The 15,130-nt window shown below is 66.8% G+C and carries 10 protein-coding genes; all 10 read left to right on the plus strand.

Annotated elements, in window-relative coordinates; genetic code table 11:
* Positions 1-27: 27 nt before the first annotated feature.
* A complete protein-coding gene (locus tag GQY20_RS05355) occupies positions 28-3,354 on the plus strand; it encodes a beta strand repeat-containing protein (protein WP_157215953.1) in 3,327 nt (1,108 codons plus the stop codon).
* A 93-nt stretch (positions 3,355-3,447) separates the two neighbouring features.
* A complete protein-coding gene (locus GQY20_RS05360; RefSeq protein ID WP_157215954.1) occupies positions 3,448-3,780 on the plus strand; it encodes a GFA family protein in 333 nt (110 codons plus the stop codon).
* Between the two features lie 429 nt (positions 3,781-4,209).
* On the plus strand, positions 4,210-7,845 hold the full coding sequence (locus GQY20_RS05365; RefSeq protein WP_157215955.1) for a beta strand repeat-containing protein: 3,636 nt from the start codon (positions 4,210-4,212) through the stop codon (positions 7,843-7,845).
* 99 nt (positions 7,846-7,944) lie between these two features.
* Positions 7,945-8,943, plus strand: a complete 999-nt coding sequence (locus tag GQY20_RS05370; protein WP_157215956.1) for a cysteine synthase A — start codon at positions 7,945-7,947, stop codon at positions 8,941-8,943.
* Between the two features lie 94 nt (positions 8,944-9,037).
* Positions 9,038-9,319: a hypothetical protein gene (locus GQY20_RS05375; protein ID WP_157215957.1), complete on the plus strand. Its 282-nt coding sequence runs from the start codon at positions 9,038-9,040 to the stop codon at positions 9,317-9,319.
* A gap of 518 nt (positions 9,320-9,837) precedes the next feature.
* Positions 9,838-10,362, plus strand: coding sequence for a division/cell wall cluster transcriptional repressor MraZ (locus GQY20_RS05380; protein WP_157215958.1), 525 nt, complete (start codon positions 9,838-9,840; stop codon positions 10,360-10,362).
* Positions 10,359-11,330 carry a 16S rRNA (cytosine(1402)-N(4))-methyltransferase RsmH gene (rsmH, locus tag GQY20_RS05385; RefSeq protein ID WP_269769721.1) on the plus strand — a complete coding sequence of 324 codons (972 nt, stop codon included), beginning with the start codon at positions 10,359-10,361 and terminating at the stop codon, positions 11,328-11,330. Before GQY20_RS05380 ends, rsmH begins: the two co-directional genes overlap by 4 nt.
* Positions 11,327-11,893, plus strand: coding sequence for a hypothetical protein (locus tag GQY20_RS05390; protein ID WP_157215959.1), 567 nt, complete (start codon positions 11,327-11,329; stop codon positions 11,891-11,893). Before rsmH ends, GQY20_RS05390 begins: the two co-directional genes overlap by 4 nt.
* Complete coding sequence (locus tag GQY20_RS05395; RefSeq protein ID WP_157215960.1) at positions 11,890-13,605, plus strand: peptidoglycan D,D-transpeptidase FtsI family protein; 1,716 nt, start codon at positions 11,890-11,892, stop codon at positions 13,603-13,605. The genes GQY20_RS05390 and GQY20_RS05395 overlap by 4 nt, the downstream gene beginning before the upstream one ends.
* A gap of 2 nt (positions 13,606-13,607) precedes the next feature.
* Positions 13,608-15,023 (plus strand): UDP-N-acetylmuramoyl-L-alanyl-D-glutamate--2,6-diaminopimelate ligase, encoded by a 1,416-nt coding sequence (locus GQY20_RS05400; RefSeq protein WP_157215961.1) that lies wholly within the window; start codon positions 13,608-13,610, stop codon positions 15,021-15,023.
* Positions 15,024-15,130: the final 107 nt, after the last annotated feature.

The following is a 15,130-nucleotide window of genomic DNA, read 5'->3' on the forward strand; positions in this document are numbered from 1 at the left end:
CGGGGAGCTGCTAAGAGGAAGACGATCATGCCAACCTATTATGGAACGCCAGGCAAGGACACGATCTACGGCGATCAAGGTGGCTTTGCCATCGCGGACTTCATCTATGGCGGCGCGGGGGCCGATTCACTCTACGGCGGCGGCGGGAGCGACTTCCTCTCGGGAGATGATGGCGACGACCTTCTCGTCGGTGGAAACGATACGGACTATCTCTATGGTGGTGCCGGTAACGACACCCTCGACGGACAGGGTGGCGAAGATGTCGCAAGTTATGCCTCTGCAACCGGAGCAGTGAGGGTCGACCTTTCCCTTTCGGGGTCTCAGGATACGTTTGCGGCGGGCGTGGACCAGCTTATCAATATCGAAGATCTTGAAGGATCGTCATATGACGACCTCTTCTATGGCAGCGCAGGCGACAATAATATCGCAGGACTCGGTGGCCGTGACTTCATATTTGGCGGAAACGGGAATGATATTCTCCGGGGAGGTCTGGGGGACGATCTGCTCGAAGGCGGGGCCGGAAACGATATACTTAAAGGTGAAGAGGGCTCCGATACGGCGAGCTACGATCTGGCGACGGCGGCGGTATTCGTCGACCTCAGCCTTTCGACCGCGCAGAATACGATCGGTGCCGGCTTAGATACGTTGAGCGACATCGAAAACCTCACGGGCTCAGCCTATGGCGACGTTTTAATCGGGGATGGCGGCACCAACACGCTCTACGGGTGGGATGGAGACGACCAGATCGACGGAGGTGCCGCGGACGATACCATTACAGGGGGATTCGGGAACGATCTGATGCATGGAGGCGCCGGCAATGATGTATTGGATGGCGGTGCTGGATCGGATACCGCGACCTACTTCGATGCGACTTCAGCGGTTTCGATCGATCTCGGTCTGACGACTGCGCAGGATACGCTCGGCGCAGGCATCGACACATTGATCAATGTCGAAATACTGGCGGGATCGCTTTATGACGATACGCTGCGCGGCAGCAATGGTGACAACGCGCTCTATGGCCTCGACGGTGACGATGTGCTCGAAGGCGGAGCCGGCAACGATATGCTGGACGGCGGCAATGGATTTGACGTCGCAAACTACGGCAACGCCACCGCTGGAGTATCGGTCGACCTCGGCCTCGCCACTGCGCAGAACACGGGGGGAGCGGGAACCGACACGCTGGCGGGTATGGAAGACATTATCGGGTCCGCCTTCAACGATGTGCTCCGTGGCAGTGGCGGCGCCAATTTCCTCTATGGAGGAAACGGGAATGACGGCCTTTACGGTGGTGGCGGCGACGACATGCTGAAGGGCGGCGCCGGCAATGATCTTATGGACGGTGGTGCCGGCTTCGACCTGGTCAATTATGACGAAGCGACGGCGGCGGTGACCGTTGATCTCGGCCTGGCCGGGGCGCAGAATACGGGTGGAGCCGGCACCGACACCTTGGCCGGGATCGAGGATCTCGCCGGCTCGGCATTCGACGATCAACTCAGCGGCAACGCGGCCGCCAACCTGCTCTATGGCCTTGGCGGCGATGACGGGATCCACGGCGGCGCCGGCGATGACGGCATCGACGGCTATACCGGCGACGATGAGCTCAGCGGCGATGACGGCGACGATTTGCTGCTGGGCGGCGATGGCAACGATGGTCTTGACGGCGGCACCGGCAGCGACATTCTCGATGGCGGCGCGGGGATCGATACGGCATCTTATGCCACCGCGGCGGCCGCGGTCGCCGCCAGCTTGGTGAGCGGTGCCGCGACCGTGGGCGTCGATACCGACAGCCTTGTCGCCATCGAGAATCTGGTCGGATCCGGCTTCGGCGACACGCTGACTGGAGACGCGCTGGCAAATCGGCTCGTCGGCGGCGACGGCGACGACAGCCTCTATGGTGGTGATGGCGACGACATACTCGCGGGCGGTGCGGGCGATGACGGCCTCTATGGTGGCGCCGGCGTGGACATCGCCAGCTTCGCCGATTTCGGATCGTCGGTGATTGTCGATCTGTCGACCGGTGTCTTTTCGGGTAGCACCGGCACCGCCACCTTCTCGGCGATAGAGGGAGTGATCGGGACTGGTTTCGACGATGTGCTGACAGGCGATGGCGACGCCAACAGCCTTTATGGCGGCGCGGGCAACGACGTGCTGACTGGCGGCCTCGGCAACGATCTGCTCTATGGCGGCGCGGGCAACGACAAGCTCTACGGCGGCAGCGGCATCGATACGGTGAGCTATGAGGATGCTGCGGCGGGCATCTCGCTGACCCTCGTCAGCGCCAGTTCGCAGAATACCGGCGGAGCCGGCACTGACATCGTCCAGACCGTCGAGAATGTGATCGGCTCGGCGTATAACGACACGCTGACCGGCAATGAATTCGCCAATGTCCTGACCGGCGGGGCGGCCGACGACGTGCTCATCGGCGGCCTCGGCAACGATAGCCTCTATGGTGGCGACGGGATCGACACGGCGAGCTATGCGACGGCCGCTGGCGCCATCCGCGTGAACCTGACGATCGCCACGGCGCAATCGACCATCTCGGCTGGTTCCGACACTCTGTCGGGGATCGAGAACCTCACGGGCGGTGCCTATGACGATCAGCTCACCGGAGACGCCGGTAACAACATCCTCACCGGCAATGCCGGCAACGACCTGCTGATCGGCGGCGCTGGGAACGACATGCTGTATGGCGGCGCGGCCATCGATACGGCGAGCTATGCCAATGCGACGAGCGGCGTGACCTTGAGCCTGCTCCTCACCACCGCGCAGGATACCGGCGGTGCCGGCATCGACACATTCCTGTCGATCGAAAACATCACCGGATCGGCCTATGACGATGTGATCACCGGTTCGGCGCAGGCGAACGTCATCTCCGGCGGCAACGGCAGCGACACGATCGACGCTGGCTCTTCGAACGACACGGTCGACGGCGGCTATGGCAACGACGTCCTCAGGGGCGCGGGCGGCGACGACATCCTCATCGGCAATGTCGGCACGGATACGCTGATCGGCGGTGGCGGCGCGGATACGTTGACCGGCGGCACGCAGAGCGACCGCTTCGTCTATACCGCGGTCGGCGAGAGCATCGTGGCGACGGCGGACCGGATCACTGACTTCGCGTCGGGCGACATCCTCGACGTCTCTGCGATCGATGCCAGCAGCGCGGTTTCGGGCAACCAGGCTTTCGTACAAGCATCGGCCTTCACCCATACGGCGGGCGAGTTCACGCTCAGCTACGATGCGGGTGCGAACACTACCACCGCCCTGTTCGACACCAATGGCGATGCCAATGCCGACATGGCGATCCTGTTTACCGGCGATGTGACGGCGCTAACGAGCACCTGGCTGCTCTAGGCCCGGGAGCTCTGCCGCGGCGAGCGGGCGGCGGTACGGCTCTGCCCGCTTTCGCCTGTAGTGCATGCTCAAAAATCGCGGTAGAGAATCGCGATGAGCGTGCGGGGAAGCTGTCACTGCGGCAATGTGCAGATTGAGTTGCCGACCGAGCCGCAATGGGTGGCCGACTGCAATTGCTCGCTCTGTCGGCGGCTGTCGTGGCGCGTCGCTTATTTCCCGCCGGAACAGGTGACCATCTCGGGCAAGACTACGGCCTATGTCTGGGGCGATCGCATGATCGGCATTCACCACTGCCCGATCTGCGGTTGCGGTACGCACTGGCAGACCCTCGGGGAAGACTTCGGTAAAATGGGCATCAATGCCCGCTTGCTCGATACGTTCGACGAGAGGCTCGTCGAGGTGAGAAAGGTCGACAACGCGGATTAGACTAGGGCGATTTCGAAGCAGGTGGTCTCACCTGCTGGCTCGGAAATCGCGATATCAGACAGAGTGAGAGCGGCTGATCCGATGCAATCGGATCGCAAGCCGCTCTGGAGTATCCTGCGGAAAGGGGGAATCGATACTCCGCGGGAAGGATGCGACCGTAAAGACTTCGCTGCAGCGGGATGGGCTGACGTCATTCCGCTTCAACTCTGCCGTCCGCGCATGATTTCAGGCGCTTCCTCGGCGTGCAAAGCCATCCTCCATTCCGGATCGAAATCGAAATCTTAACCATGTCCGGAAAGAAGCGGACAAGCCGCCGGACCGACTTTGCGCGCACCGCATCATCTTACCGATCAAGGGGTTGGTAGGAAAAACGCGGCTGTTTTTCCGTGTCGCCACATATGTCGGCGGCGTTAGCGCACGGGGGCTATCATGGCGACTTTCACCGGCAGCAACGGCGCCGAAATCATACCCGATCTGATCATCGGCCCCATCCAGGGCATCGGCAACGATTTCGTCGATGCGCTCGGCGGCGACGATATCGCGATCGGCTGGTCCGGCGACGACGTGATCCGCGGTGGCGCCGGCGCGGACGTGATCATCGGCGGCCTGCTCAACGCGGCCGGCATCGTCACCCTCTCCGGCATCGATGCCGCCGATTACACCACCTCGGTGGACGGCGTGATCGTCGATCTGTCGGCGATCGTCAGCCTCACCTTGCCGATGCTGGGCATCAACCTGCAGCTCAACGGCGCGACGCAGGGCTTCGGCGGCGATGCGCAGGGCGATTTCCTCGTCGGCATCGTCAACCTGATCGGATCGAACACCGGTGGCGACATGCTGTCCGGCAGCGCCGCCGCCAACACCATCAACGGCCAGGGCGGCGACGATCGGCTCGCCGGCAATGGCGGCAACGACATATTGCTGGGCGGCGCGGGCGACGACGTGCTGATCGGCGGCGGCGGGGCCGATTCGCTGCAGGGTGGGGCGGGCGCCAACGACACGGCGGATTATTCCGCCTCGGCCGATCCGGTGATCGTCAATCTCACCACTGGCACCGGTAGCGGCGGCGACGCGGAGGGCGATACACTGTCCGGCATCGAGCGGCTGGTCGGCTCGGCATTCGACGACATACTCACCGGTGCAGGCAGCAACGACACGCTCGAAGGCGGCGCGGGCGACGATATTCTCGCTGGCGGCGGCGGCAACGACACGGCGAGCTATGCCGGCGCCGCTGCCGCGGTGACGGTGAGCCTGGCGGCGGGTGTGTCGAGCGGCGGCGCCGGCAGCGACATTCTGAACGGATTCGAGAATATTGCCGGTTCGGCCTTCGACGATCTACTGATCGGCGATGACGGCGCGAACCTCATCCAGGGCGCCGATGGCAACGACGCGATCGACGCCGGCCTCGGCAACGACACGCTCGATGGCGGCGCGGGTGCCGACACGGCGGATTATTCCGCCGCCGCCTCGGCGGTGGTCGTCGATCTGGTGGCGGGCACGGCGACGGGCGGCGCGGGCAGCGACACGCTGGTCTCGATCGAGAATGTGCTGGGCTCGGCCTATGACGACCAGCTGACCGGCGATGCGGGTTCGAACAGCCTGTATGGCGGCGCGGGCAATGACAGCCTCGCGGGCGGCGACGGTGACGACACGCTCTCCGGCGGCGATGGTGACAATCTGCTCGACGGCGGGGCGGGTTTCGACACGGTGGACTATAGCGGCGCGGCGTCTGGCGTGGTGGTCGAGTTCGCGACGAGCACGGGAACGGGCAGCGCGGGCGTCGACACGCTGGTCTCGATCGAGCGGGTGACCGGATCGGCCTATGAGGATCATATCTATGGCGGCAGCGGCAGCGAGGCCGTCCTGGCCGGCGGCGGCAACGATCTCGTCTTCGGCTATGGTGGGGACGACGCTCTGGCCGGCGGCGACGGCGATGACCGGATTCAGGGCGGGGCGGACAGCGATAGCCTCTCCGGCGATGCGGGCGACGACTGGCTGAGCGGCGGCGCGGGCGGCGACAGCCTCGTCGGCGGCGCCGGGACGGACACGGCGAACTATGCGGGTGCCGCCGGCGGCGTGACGGTGAGCCTTGCGACCGGCATGGCGAGCGGCGGGGCAGGCAATGACACGCTGTCCGGCATCGAGAATATTGAGGGCTCCAACTCCGGCGACAGCTTGACCGGTGACGGCGGCGCCAACCTGTTGTCGGGCGAGGGCGGTGCCGACACGCTGGACGGCGGGCTCGGCGACGATGTGCTCGATGGCGGCGCGGGCAACGACACGGTGGATTATTCCGCCGCGTCGTCGGGCGAGACTGTCGATCTGGCGGCAGGCACGGCGACGGGCGGCGCGGGCAGCGATACGCTGGCGAGCATCGAGAATGTGATCGGCACCGCGCTCGACGATAGGATCACCGGCAGCGGCGGCACCAACGTCCTGACCGGCGGCGACGGCGACGACCTGATCGATGGCGGTGCGGCGGCGGGTACCGACTATCTCTATGGCGGCGCCGGCATCGATACGCTGAGCTATGCGAGCTCGCTGGTTGGGGTGCGCGCCAGCCTCGCCGTGAAGGCGGCGCAGGCGACCGGTGCGGGCAACGACACGCTGTCGGGTTTCGAGAATATCACCGGCTCGGCGCATGACGACATGCTGACCGGCGATGCCGGCACGAACCTGCTGGCCGGTGGCGATGGCAATGACGTGTTGGCCGGCGGCCTCGGCGACGACACGCTCGACGGCGGCGCGGGCCATGACATCGCCAGCTACGCCGCGGCGACGGCGGGCGTGATAGCGAGCCTCGTGGACGGCTCCGCGACGGGCGGCGCGGGATCGGACATGCTGATCGGCATCGAGGGGCTGATCGGCTCGTCCGATGCCGATACGCTGACCGGAGATGCGGGCGCGAACAGCCTCTATGGCGGCGCGGGCAACGACAGCCTCGTCGGCGGGCTGGGCGACGACCTGATCGACGGCGGGGCTGGCATCGACACGCTGAGCTTTGCGGAGGCGGGCGCCGGCATCACGCTCACCCTCGCGACCGGCAGCTATCAGGATACCGGCGGCGCCGGCAGCGACGCGGTCCGCAATGTCGAGAATGTCGTCGGCTCGGCCTATGCCGACACGCTCACCGGCAGCGAATGGGGCAATATGCTCGACGGCGGCGCGGGAGACGATGTGCTGACCGGCGGCCTCGGCAATGACAGCCTGTATGGCGGCGACGGCGTGGATACGGCGAGCTACGCCACGGCAACGGGCGCCGTCCGCGTCAGCCTGGCGATCGCCACGGCCCAGTCGACGCTTTCGGCGGGCACCGACACGCTGGCCGGCATCGAGAATCTCACCGGCAGCGCGCATGACGACCAGCTGACCGGCGATGCGGGCAACAATGTGCTGACCGGCAATGCCGGCAACGACATCCTCATCGGCGGCCTCGGCAACGATACGCTCATCGGCGGCGCGGGCAGCGATACGGCGAGCTATGCCGGCGCGGCGGACGGCATCACGGCGAGCCTGGCGCTGGTCATTGCGCAGAATACCGGCGGGGCGGGGATCGACAGCTTCTCGTCGATCGAGAATCTGATCGGCTCCGCCCATGCCGACACGCTCAGCGGATCGGCACAGGCCAACCGGATCGACGGCGGCTATGGCGACGACCTGCTGTCGGGCGCGGGCGGCGCCGACATCCTCCTCGGCGGCGTCGGCCGCGACACGCTGGTCGGGGGATCCGGCGCGGACACGCTGACCGGCGGCGCGCAGGCGGATCGGTTCGTCTATTCCACGCTGAGCGACAGCACGGTGGCGGCGAGCGACCGGATCACCGACTTCACCGCGGGCGACATGCTCGATCTCTCCGCGATCGATGCCGACAGCAGCGCGAGCGGCGACCAGGCCTTCCACCGGGTCGGCACTTTCACCCACAGCGCGGGCGAGTTCACCGTCACCTTCGATGCGGGCACGGACACCACCACCGCTTCGTTCGATGCCGATGGCGACGGCAATGCGGACATGGCGATCCTGTTCACCGGCGACGTAACGGCCCTGACCGGAAGCTGGCTGCTCTGAAGCCGTCTTGCGACGGCCGGGGCAGGGCACATCCGTGCTTTTGCGGGCACAAGAGTTGCTCCCTTGCCGTTGGGACCGCGAACGGGCTATCCCGCCGCGATGCCAGCACCTGTCCCGCCCGCCGCCGATACGCTCGCCCTCATCGGCAACACGCCTCTCGTCCGTCTGAACGGCCCGAGCGAGGCCATCGGCTGCGAGATATACGGCAAGTGCGAGTTCATGAATCCGGGCGGATCGGTGAAGGATCGCGCCGCGCTCTACATCGTCGAGGATGCCGAGCAGAACGGCACGCTGCGTCCCGGCGGGGTGATCGTGGAGGGCACCGCCGGCAATACCGGCATCGGCCTCGCGCTCGTTGCCAATGCCAAGGGCTACAAGACGATCATCGTCATGCCCGAGACGCAGAGCCGGGAGAAGATGGATACGCTGCGCGCGCTCGGCGCCGAGCTCGTGCTCGTGCCGGCCGCCGCCTATTCCAACCCCGCCCATTTCGTCCACACCTCGCGCCGCATCGCGGAGGAGACGGAGAATGCGCTGTGGGCCAACCAGTTCGACAATATCGCCAACCGCATGGCGCATATCCGCGGCACCGCGCCGGAGATCTGGGAGCAGACCGGCGGCCGCATCGACGGGTTCACCTGTGCGGTCGGCACCGGCGGCACGCTGGCCGGCACCGGGCTCGGCCTGAAGGCCTATGACGAGAGCATCACCGTGGCGCTCAGCGATCCGCACGGCGCCGCTCTCTATAATTATTACGCCTGCGGCGAATTGAAGGCGGAGGGCAGCTCCGTCGCCGAGGGCATCGGCCAGGGCCGGATCACCGCCAATCTCGAAGGCGCGCCGATCGATGCCCAATATCGGATTTCGGACGAGGAGGGGTTGGAGCAGGTGCATGCGCTGCTCGCCACACAGGGGCTCTGCGTCGGCCTGTCCACCGGCATCAATATCGCCGGCGCCATCCGCCTGGCCAGGGATCTCGGCCCGGGCAAGACGATCGTGACCATCCTGTGCGACAGCGGGTTGCGCTATCTCTCCACGCTGTTCAACCGCGAATGGCTGGTCGCGAAGGGGCTCGCGGTTCCGCCCTGGCTCGCCTGATCGTGGTAAACGCGTTCGACAATCGGATTGCTCTGGTCTAGCCTCGGACGTTCGTGATGCGTCTGTCGGGCCGCCGGAACGTGGAAGGGAGCGCATGCAAAGGGTACGCGTCGGTCTGACTGGTCTGGCCTGCGTCTTCCTGCTGGTGATTCTCGCGGCCGCGATCTTCGGCGCGTTCAAGCCGGAGGCGGAGCCGACGCTGAAGCCGGATCTGGTCGTCAACGATGACATCGTCACGCTGAACGGCGAACCTTATACCAACGGCGCCAGCGTGCCCAACGATCCGCTGGCCGAGCTCGGCGTCGCACCCGGCAACGCCCCCGGAAAGACGACCCCGCCCCCTTCGCCCGGACAGCCGAAGCCGGCCGCTCACTGAGCGGCGCTTGGCAATGCGCCCTTTGGCGCATGATCGGGATGGCCATGGTTTTTCATCCCACTCAGGGGAACTGCGTCCGGATGAGGCGGAATCGCGTCCGGATTTAAAGCTGGGGATAAAATCCCATCATTAACTCACGGACCGCCCGCTACCGCCGTCGAATCGTGGAATTCGGCGCTTATCGGCGATTCCCCACTGCGCTAGAAGGTTAACGCGGCGCAGTTGCCAACCGCCGGCGCACAGCGCCCACGGAAGAAGTCAACATAGTTATCCACAGGCTTGGAGATACGTACAAAAGAAGAACAACCGCGCTTTTACGCCCTTTTTCTGTGTGGCCGAAATCCAACGCAGACCATTTAGTGCACAGCGGTGGTATGTGGTGGTATTGAAATCCATGTTATCCCCTGATACGCCAGCCTTTGTCATTTGGGGGCAGTGGGCCTTTCCGCGTTGCGTAAATCTCGAGTGCCGCAGTCGCGGTGCCGCACGGAGGGTCTGCTGCCTGGAGGCGGGGCAGCTTGGAGATCACCGATCTCTTCTCAGGCGGATTTCTGAACGCGGTCGACGCGAAGGGACGGGTTTCGCTTCCTTCGCAGTTCCGCAGCCGGATCGCCGCGCGCGCCAAGAAGGCGGCCCTTGCCGGCAACGAAATCGAAAATCCCAAGTTGCTGCGGGTCGCCAAGCACGAGCGCTATACCGCGCTGGAGGCGTATGACGACACCTACATGGTGCAGCGCCTCAAGGAAATCGACGCGCGGGTCGCGGCGATGCCCGACGATGTCGACAAATATGAGATGCTGGAGGATCTGCGCTTCGACGCGCTCGGCGCCACCAGCGAAGTGACCTATGACGATGCCGGGCGGATGGTGCTCTCCGCGGGCCTGCGCCAGTCTGCCCAGATCACCGATCTCGCCTTCTTCATGGGCGGCGGCCTCAGCATCCAGATCTGGGATCCGCGCCGCCTGATGGAGGAGCGGGCGAACAGCCCGCGCGTCATCGCCGCGCTCCAGTCCGCGCTGACCGAGAAGGGGATCACGCTGTGAGCGCCCCCGTCGCCCAGCGGCATCTGCCCGTGCTGATCGGGGAGGTGATGGATGCGCTGGCCATCGCGCCGGGCGAGACCCATGTCGACGGCACCTTCGGCGCCGGTGGGTACAGCCGCGCGATGGTGGCCGCCGGCGCGATCGTCTACGCCTTCGATCGCGATCCCGATGCGATCGCCGAGGGCGCGCCGATGGTCGCCGAAAGCGGCGGGCGGCTGATCCTGGTGCCGGACCGCTTCTCCCGCATGGACGAGGCGCTGGCCGCGCGCGGCGTCCGCGCGGTGGACGGGGTGACGCTGGACATCGGCGTCTCCTCGATGCAGCTCGACCGGGCGGAGCGGGGTTTCAGCTTCCAGGCCGACGGGCCGCTCGACATGCGGATGGAGCAGACCGGCGAAAGCGCTGCGGACTGGCTCAACCGCGCGGACGAGGCGGAGATTGCCGACGTCATATATGAATTGGGGGAGGAACCCAAGGCACGGCGGATCGCGCGGGCGATCGTCGCCGCGCGGCCGATCGCCCGCACCGGGGAACTCGCGGCCATCGTGCGCCGGGCCACCGGCCACAAGCCGCACGAGAAGAAGGATCCGGCGACGCGCACCTTCCAGGCGGTGCGCGCGCATCTGAACCGCGAGCTGGGGGAGCTCGAGGATGGCCTGGCGGCTGCCGAACGCGTGCTGAAGCCTGGGGGGAGGCTGGCCGTCGTCACGTTCCAGAGCCTCGAGGACCGGATCGTGAAGCGTTTCCTGCGCCAGCGCAGCGGCGCCACGCCCGCCGGCTCGCGGCACCGCCCCGACATGCCGGGCGCCACCGGCCCGGTGCCGAGCTTCGAGGACGTGGCCAAACCCGTCCGCGCCGGCGCCGACGAACTGGCCCGCAATCCGCGGGCGCGCTCCGCCACGCTGCGCGTCGCCCGCCGCACCGCATCCGCCCCCTGGTCCACCCCCGCAGAAGGTTCCCCGTCATGATCGCCACCCGCTTCCGATCCGTCGGCTGGGTCGCTGCCGTCGCCACCGCGGCGCTCGGCTGCTACCTCGTGTCGCTGCGCGTCGCATCCGAGCGCAACAAGGTGGAAGCGCTGGACAGCGCGATCCTCGACACGCGGCGCAACATCCAGGATCTCAGGATCGAGATCGCGACGCGCGGCGGGCTCAACCAGATCGAGAAGTGGAACATCAGCGTCCTGTCGCTCACGGCGCCGAAGGCCGGCCAGTTCCTGAAGGGCGAGATGCAGCTCGCCAGCCTCAACATGTCGCCGGCGGATACGGTCCAGGATCGGGTGGGCGAGCCGAAGGACCAGACGCCGGTCGGAACCAAGGTGATCCCGGTCAGCTATCCGGCGCCTGCGCCGGCACCGGCGAGTGCGAGCCCCGATCAGCCGATCCTGCGCTCGGCTACCTACATCCGTCCTGCGGGGGACCGGGTGGTGGATCATGTGCAGAAAGTGGCATTGCTGGATGACGGTCTCCTCGGCGAGCTGCGTCACACCGCGGCGGGCGAGAAGGCGGGAACGCGCAAGGCCCAGCAATGACCGCGATCGTCGTGCGCCCGGAGCGGGCGCGGCAGGCCGATCGCCGCCAGGAAAGCATCGCCCTCTCGCACGTGCGCCTGATGATGGTGCTGCTGCTGTTCGTGGCGGCGATCGGCGCGATCTCGATCCGTATCCTCTGCCTGTGGGCATTCAACCGTCCGTCCGCCGCCTATGATCCCTCCGACGCGCTGCTGCCGGCGCGCGGCGAGATCGTCGATCGCAACGGCGTGGTGATGGCGAGCACGATCAACGCCTGGTCGATCGGCATCCATGCCGATCGGCTGCTGAATCCGCCCGAGGTGCTGGCGCGCCAGTTCGCCCGGCTGATGCCCGAGCATAGCTATGAGCAATATCTGAAGGTGCTGAAGTCGGGCAGGCGCTTCGTCTATCTGCGCCGCCGCGCGCTGCCCGAGCTGGTGCAGCAGATCAATGCGATCGGCGAGCCGGCGATCGACTATCAGCGCGAGCCCGAGCGCCTCTATCCGCAGGCCAGCCTCGCCTCGCACGTGCTCGGCTGGACGGACATCGACGGCAAGGGCGCGTCCGGCATGGAGCGCGTGCTGCAGAGCCGTCTGATCGATCCGGCGCAGCGCGGCGCGCCGGTGACGCTGTCGATCGACACGCGCGTGCAAGCCGCGATGGAGAGCGAGCTCTCCGCCGCCATGGCCAAATTCTCGGCGATCGGCGCGGCCGGCGTCGTGCTGGACGTGCGCACGAGCGAGGTGCTGGCGCTCACCTCGCTGCCCAGCTTCAATCCCAACGCGCCCGGCCACATCCCGATGCCGGAGCCGGGCCAGGTGACGGTGCGCTTCAACCGCGCGACCGAGGGCGTCTATGAGCTGGGCTCGACCTTCAAGCCCTTCACCGTCGGCATGGCGATGGACAGCGGCATCGTGACCAGCTTCGGCCAGATGTATGATTGCCCCAAGGCGCTGCATGCCGGTCGCTTCACCATCACCGATACCCATCCGTTCGGCCGCCGCTGCAGCGTTGCCGAGATCATGAAGGAATCGAGCAACATCGGCACGGCGCAGATCGCCGAGCAGGTGGGCGCGCAGCGCCAGCGCGCCTTCCTGCAGCGGCTCGGCTTCCTCGACCGGGTCCAGGTGGAGCTGGCCGAGCGCGGCCGCACGCTGACGCCGGGCAACAATTGGGGCCAGATCGCGACGATGACGGTGGGCTATGGCCACGGCATCGCGGTGACGCCGCTGCATCTCGCCACCGGCTATGCCACGCTGTTCAACGGCGGCATCTGGCGCCCGGCGACCCTGTTCAAGATCGGTCCTGGCCATCCGCTGCCCGCGGGTCACCGCGTCTTCACCGAGCAGACTTCGCTGAAGATGCGCCCGCTACTGCGCCTCGTGGTGCTGAAGGGCACCGGCAAGAAGGCCGATGCTCCCGGCTTCCGCATTGGCGGCAAGACCGGCACCGCCGAGAAGATCCTGAACGGCCGCTACACCCATGGCGCGGTCGTCACCTCCTTCGCCGGCGTCTTCCCGATGGACGATCCGCGCTACGTGGTGATCGCCATGCTGGACGAGCCGAAGGCGACCAAGGACACCTATGGCTTCCACACCGCGGGCTGGAACGTGGCGCCGGTGATCCAGGGCGTGGTGCGTCGCATCGGGCCGCTGCTCGGCGTGGTTCCGGACGAAAGCCGGGAGGTCGATCTCTCCCAGGTTCTCCCCTATGTGCGCGAAGAGGGGCATTGAGGATGCGGCTCGGCTCCCTCATCGGCACGGACGCGGCAGGCCAGGTGACGGGCTTCGCGATCGATCACCGCAAGGTGGCGCCCGGCACCGTGTTCGGCGCCTTCAAGGGCGCGCGCTTCAACGGCGAGGATTTCATCGAGGCGGCGGTGGCGGCCGGTGCCGTGGCGATCGTGGCGCGGCCCGAGGCGGCCGTTTCCGGGGCCATCCACATCGCAGACGCTGAGCCGCGGCGCGCCTTCGCTCGGCTTGCCGCGCAATTCTTCGCGCCTTTCCCGGACACGACCGTCGCCGTCACCGGCACCAACGGCAAGACCTCGACGGTGGAGCTTACCCGCCAGCTCTGGCGCATGGCGGGCCATAGCGCCGCCTCGATCGGCACGCTGGGCGTCACCACAGCGGACGACCAGGTCTCGACCGGGCTGACCACGCCCGACATCGTCACATTTCTCTCCAACATGGCGGGGCTGCGCCGCGAGGGCGTGAGCCATGCCGCGTTCGAGGCGTCGAGCCACGGCCTCTCGCAGTTCCGCACCGAGGGCCTGCCGGTGCGCGCCGCGGCCTTCACCAACCTCAGCCGCGACCATCTCGATTATCACGGCACGATGGAGGCCTATCTCGAGGCCAAGCTGCGTCTCTTCACCGAGGTGGTGGATGCGGACGGCGCGGCGGTGATCTGGGCGGACGATCCGGCATCCGCGCGGGTCGATGAACTGGCTTTGGAGCGGGGGCTCCGGAGGCTGACGGTGGGTGTGCGCGGCGAGACCCTGCGTCTCGTCACGCGCACGCCCACCCAGCTTGGCCAGACCCTGGAGATCGAGGCGGAGGGCCGCCGCTGGACGGTCAAGCTGCCGCTGATCGGCGCCTATCAGGCGGCCAATGCGCTGACTGCGGCTGGCCTCGTGCTCGCCACCGGCGGCGATCTTGCCCGCACGCTCGAGCATCTGGCGCGGGTGCAGCCGGTGCGCGGCCGGCTGGAACGCGCGGTGATCAGCAAGGCCGGAGCGCCCGTCTATGTCGATTATGCGCACACGCCGGACGGGCTCCAGGCCGCGATCGACGCGCTGAAGCCCCATGCGAAGGGGCGGCTGATCGTGCTGTTCGGCGCCGGCGGCGACCGCGACACCGGCAAGCGTCCGCAAATGGGCGCGGTGGCGGTGAAGCTCGCCGACCATGTGATCGTGACCGACGATAATCCGCGCAGCGAGGATCCCGCCGCCATCCGCCGCGACGTGATGGCCGGCGCGCCCGGCGCGACCGAGATCGGCGGCCGCCGCGAGGCCATTGCGGCGGCGATCGCGCAGGCGGGCGCGGACGACATCGTCCTGCTCGCCGGCAAGGGCCATGAGCAGGGCCAGATCATCGGCGATCGGGTGCTGCCCTTCGACGACGTGACGGTAGCGCGGGAGTGTGCGGCATGAGGTCGGATCATCTCATCCTCCCCGGAACGGGGAGGGGGACCACACGAAGTGTGATGGAGGGGTTCACGCTCGCGACTCGCGCGACGTGGCGCCGTTTCGAGCGGGAA

The organism is Flavisphingomonas formosensis, from assembly GCF_009755815.1.
Classification (GTDB): Bacteria; Pseudomonadota; Alphaproteobacteria; order Sphingomonadales; family Sphingomonadaceae; genus Flavisphingomonas; species Flavisphingomonas formosensis.

Coding starts and splice junctions, on each gene's coding strand:
- GQY20_RS05355 (WP_157215953.1), top strand. CDS start 28: ATGCCAACCTATTATGGAACGCCAGGCAAGGACACGATCTACGGCGAT.
- GQY20_RS05360 (WP_157215954.1), top strand. CDS start 3,448: ATGAGCGTGCGGGGAAGCTGTCACTGCGGCAATGTGCAGATTGAGTTG.
- GQY20_RS05365 (WP_157215955.1), top strand. CDS start 4,210: ATGGCGACTTTCACCGGCAGCAACGGCGCCGAAATCATACCCGATCTG.
- GQY20_RS05370 (WP_157215956.1), top strand. CDS start 7,945: ATGCCAGCACCTGTCCCGCCCGCCGCCGATACGCTCGCCCTCATCGGC.
- GQY20_RS05375 (WP_157215957.1), top strand. CDS start 9,038: ATGCAAAGGGTACGCGTCGGTCTGACTGGTCTGGCCTGCGTCTTCCTG.
- GQY20_RS05390 (WP_157215959.1), top strand. CDS start 11,327: ATGATCGCCACCCGCTTCCGATCCGTCGGCTGGGTCGCTGCCGTCGCC.
- GQY20_RS05395 (WP_157215960.1), top strand. CDS start 11,890: ATGACCGCGATCGTCGTGCGCCCGGAGCGGGCGCGGCAGGCCGATCGC.
- GQY20_RS05400 (WP_157215961.1), top strand. CDS start 13,608: ATGCGGCTCGGCTCCCTCATCGGCACGGACGCGGCAGGCCAGGTGACG.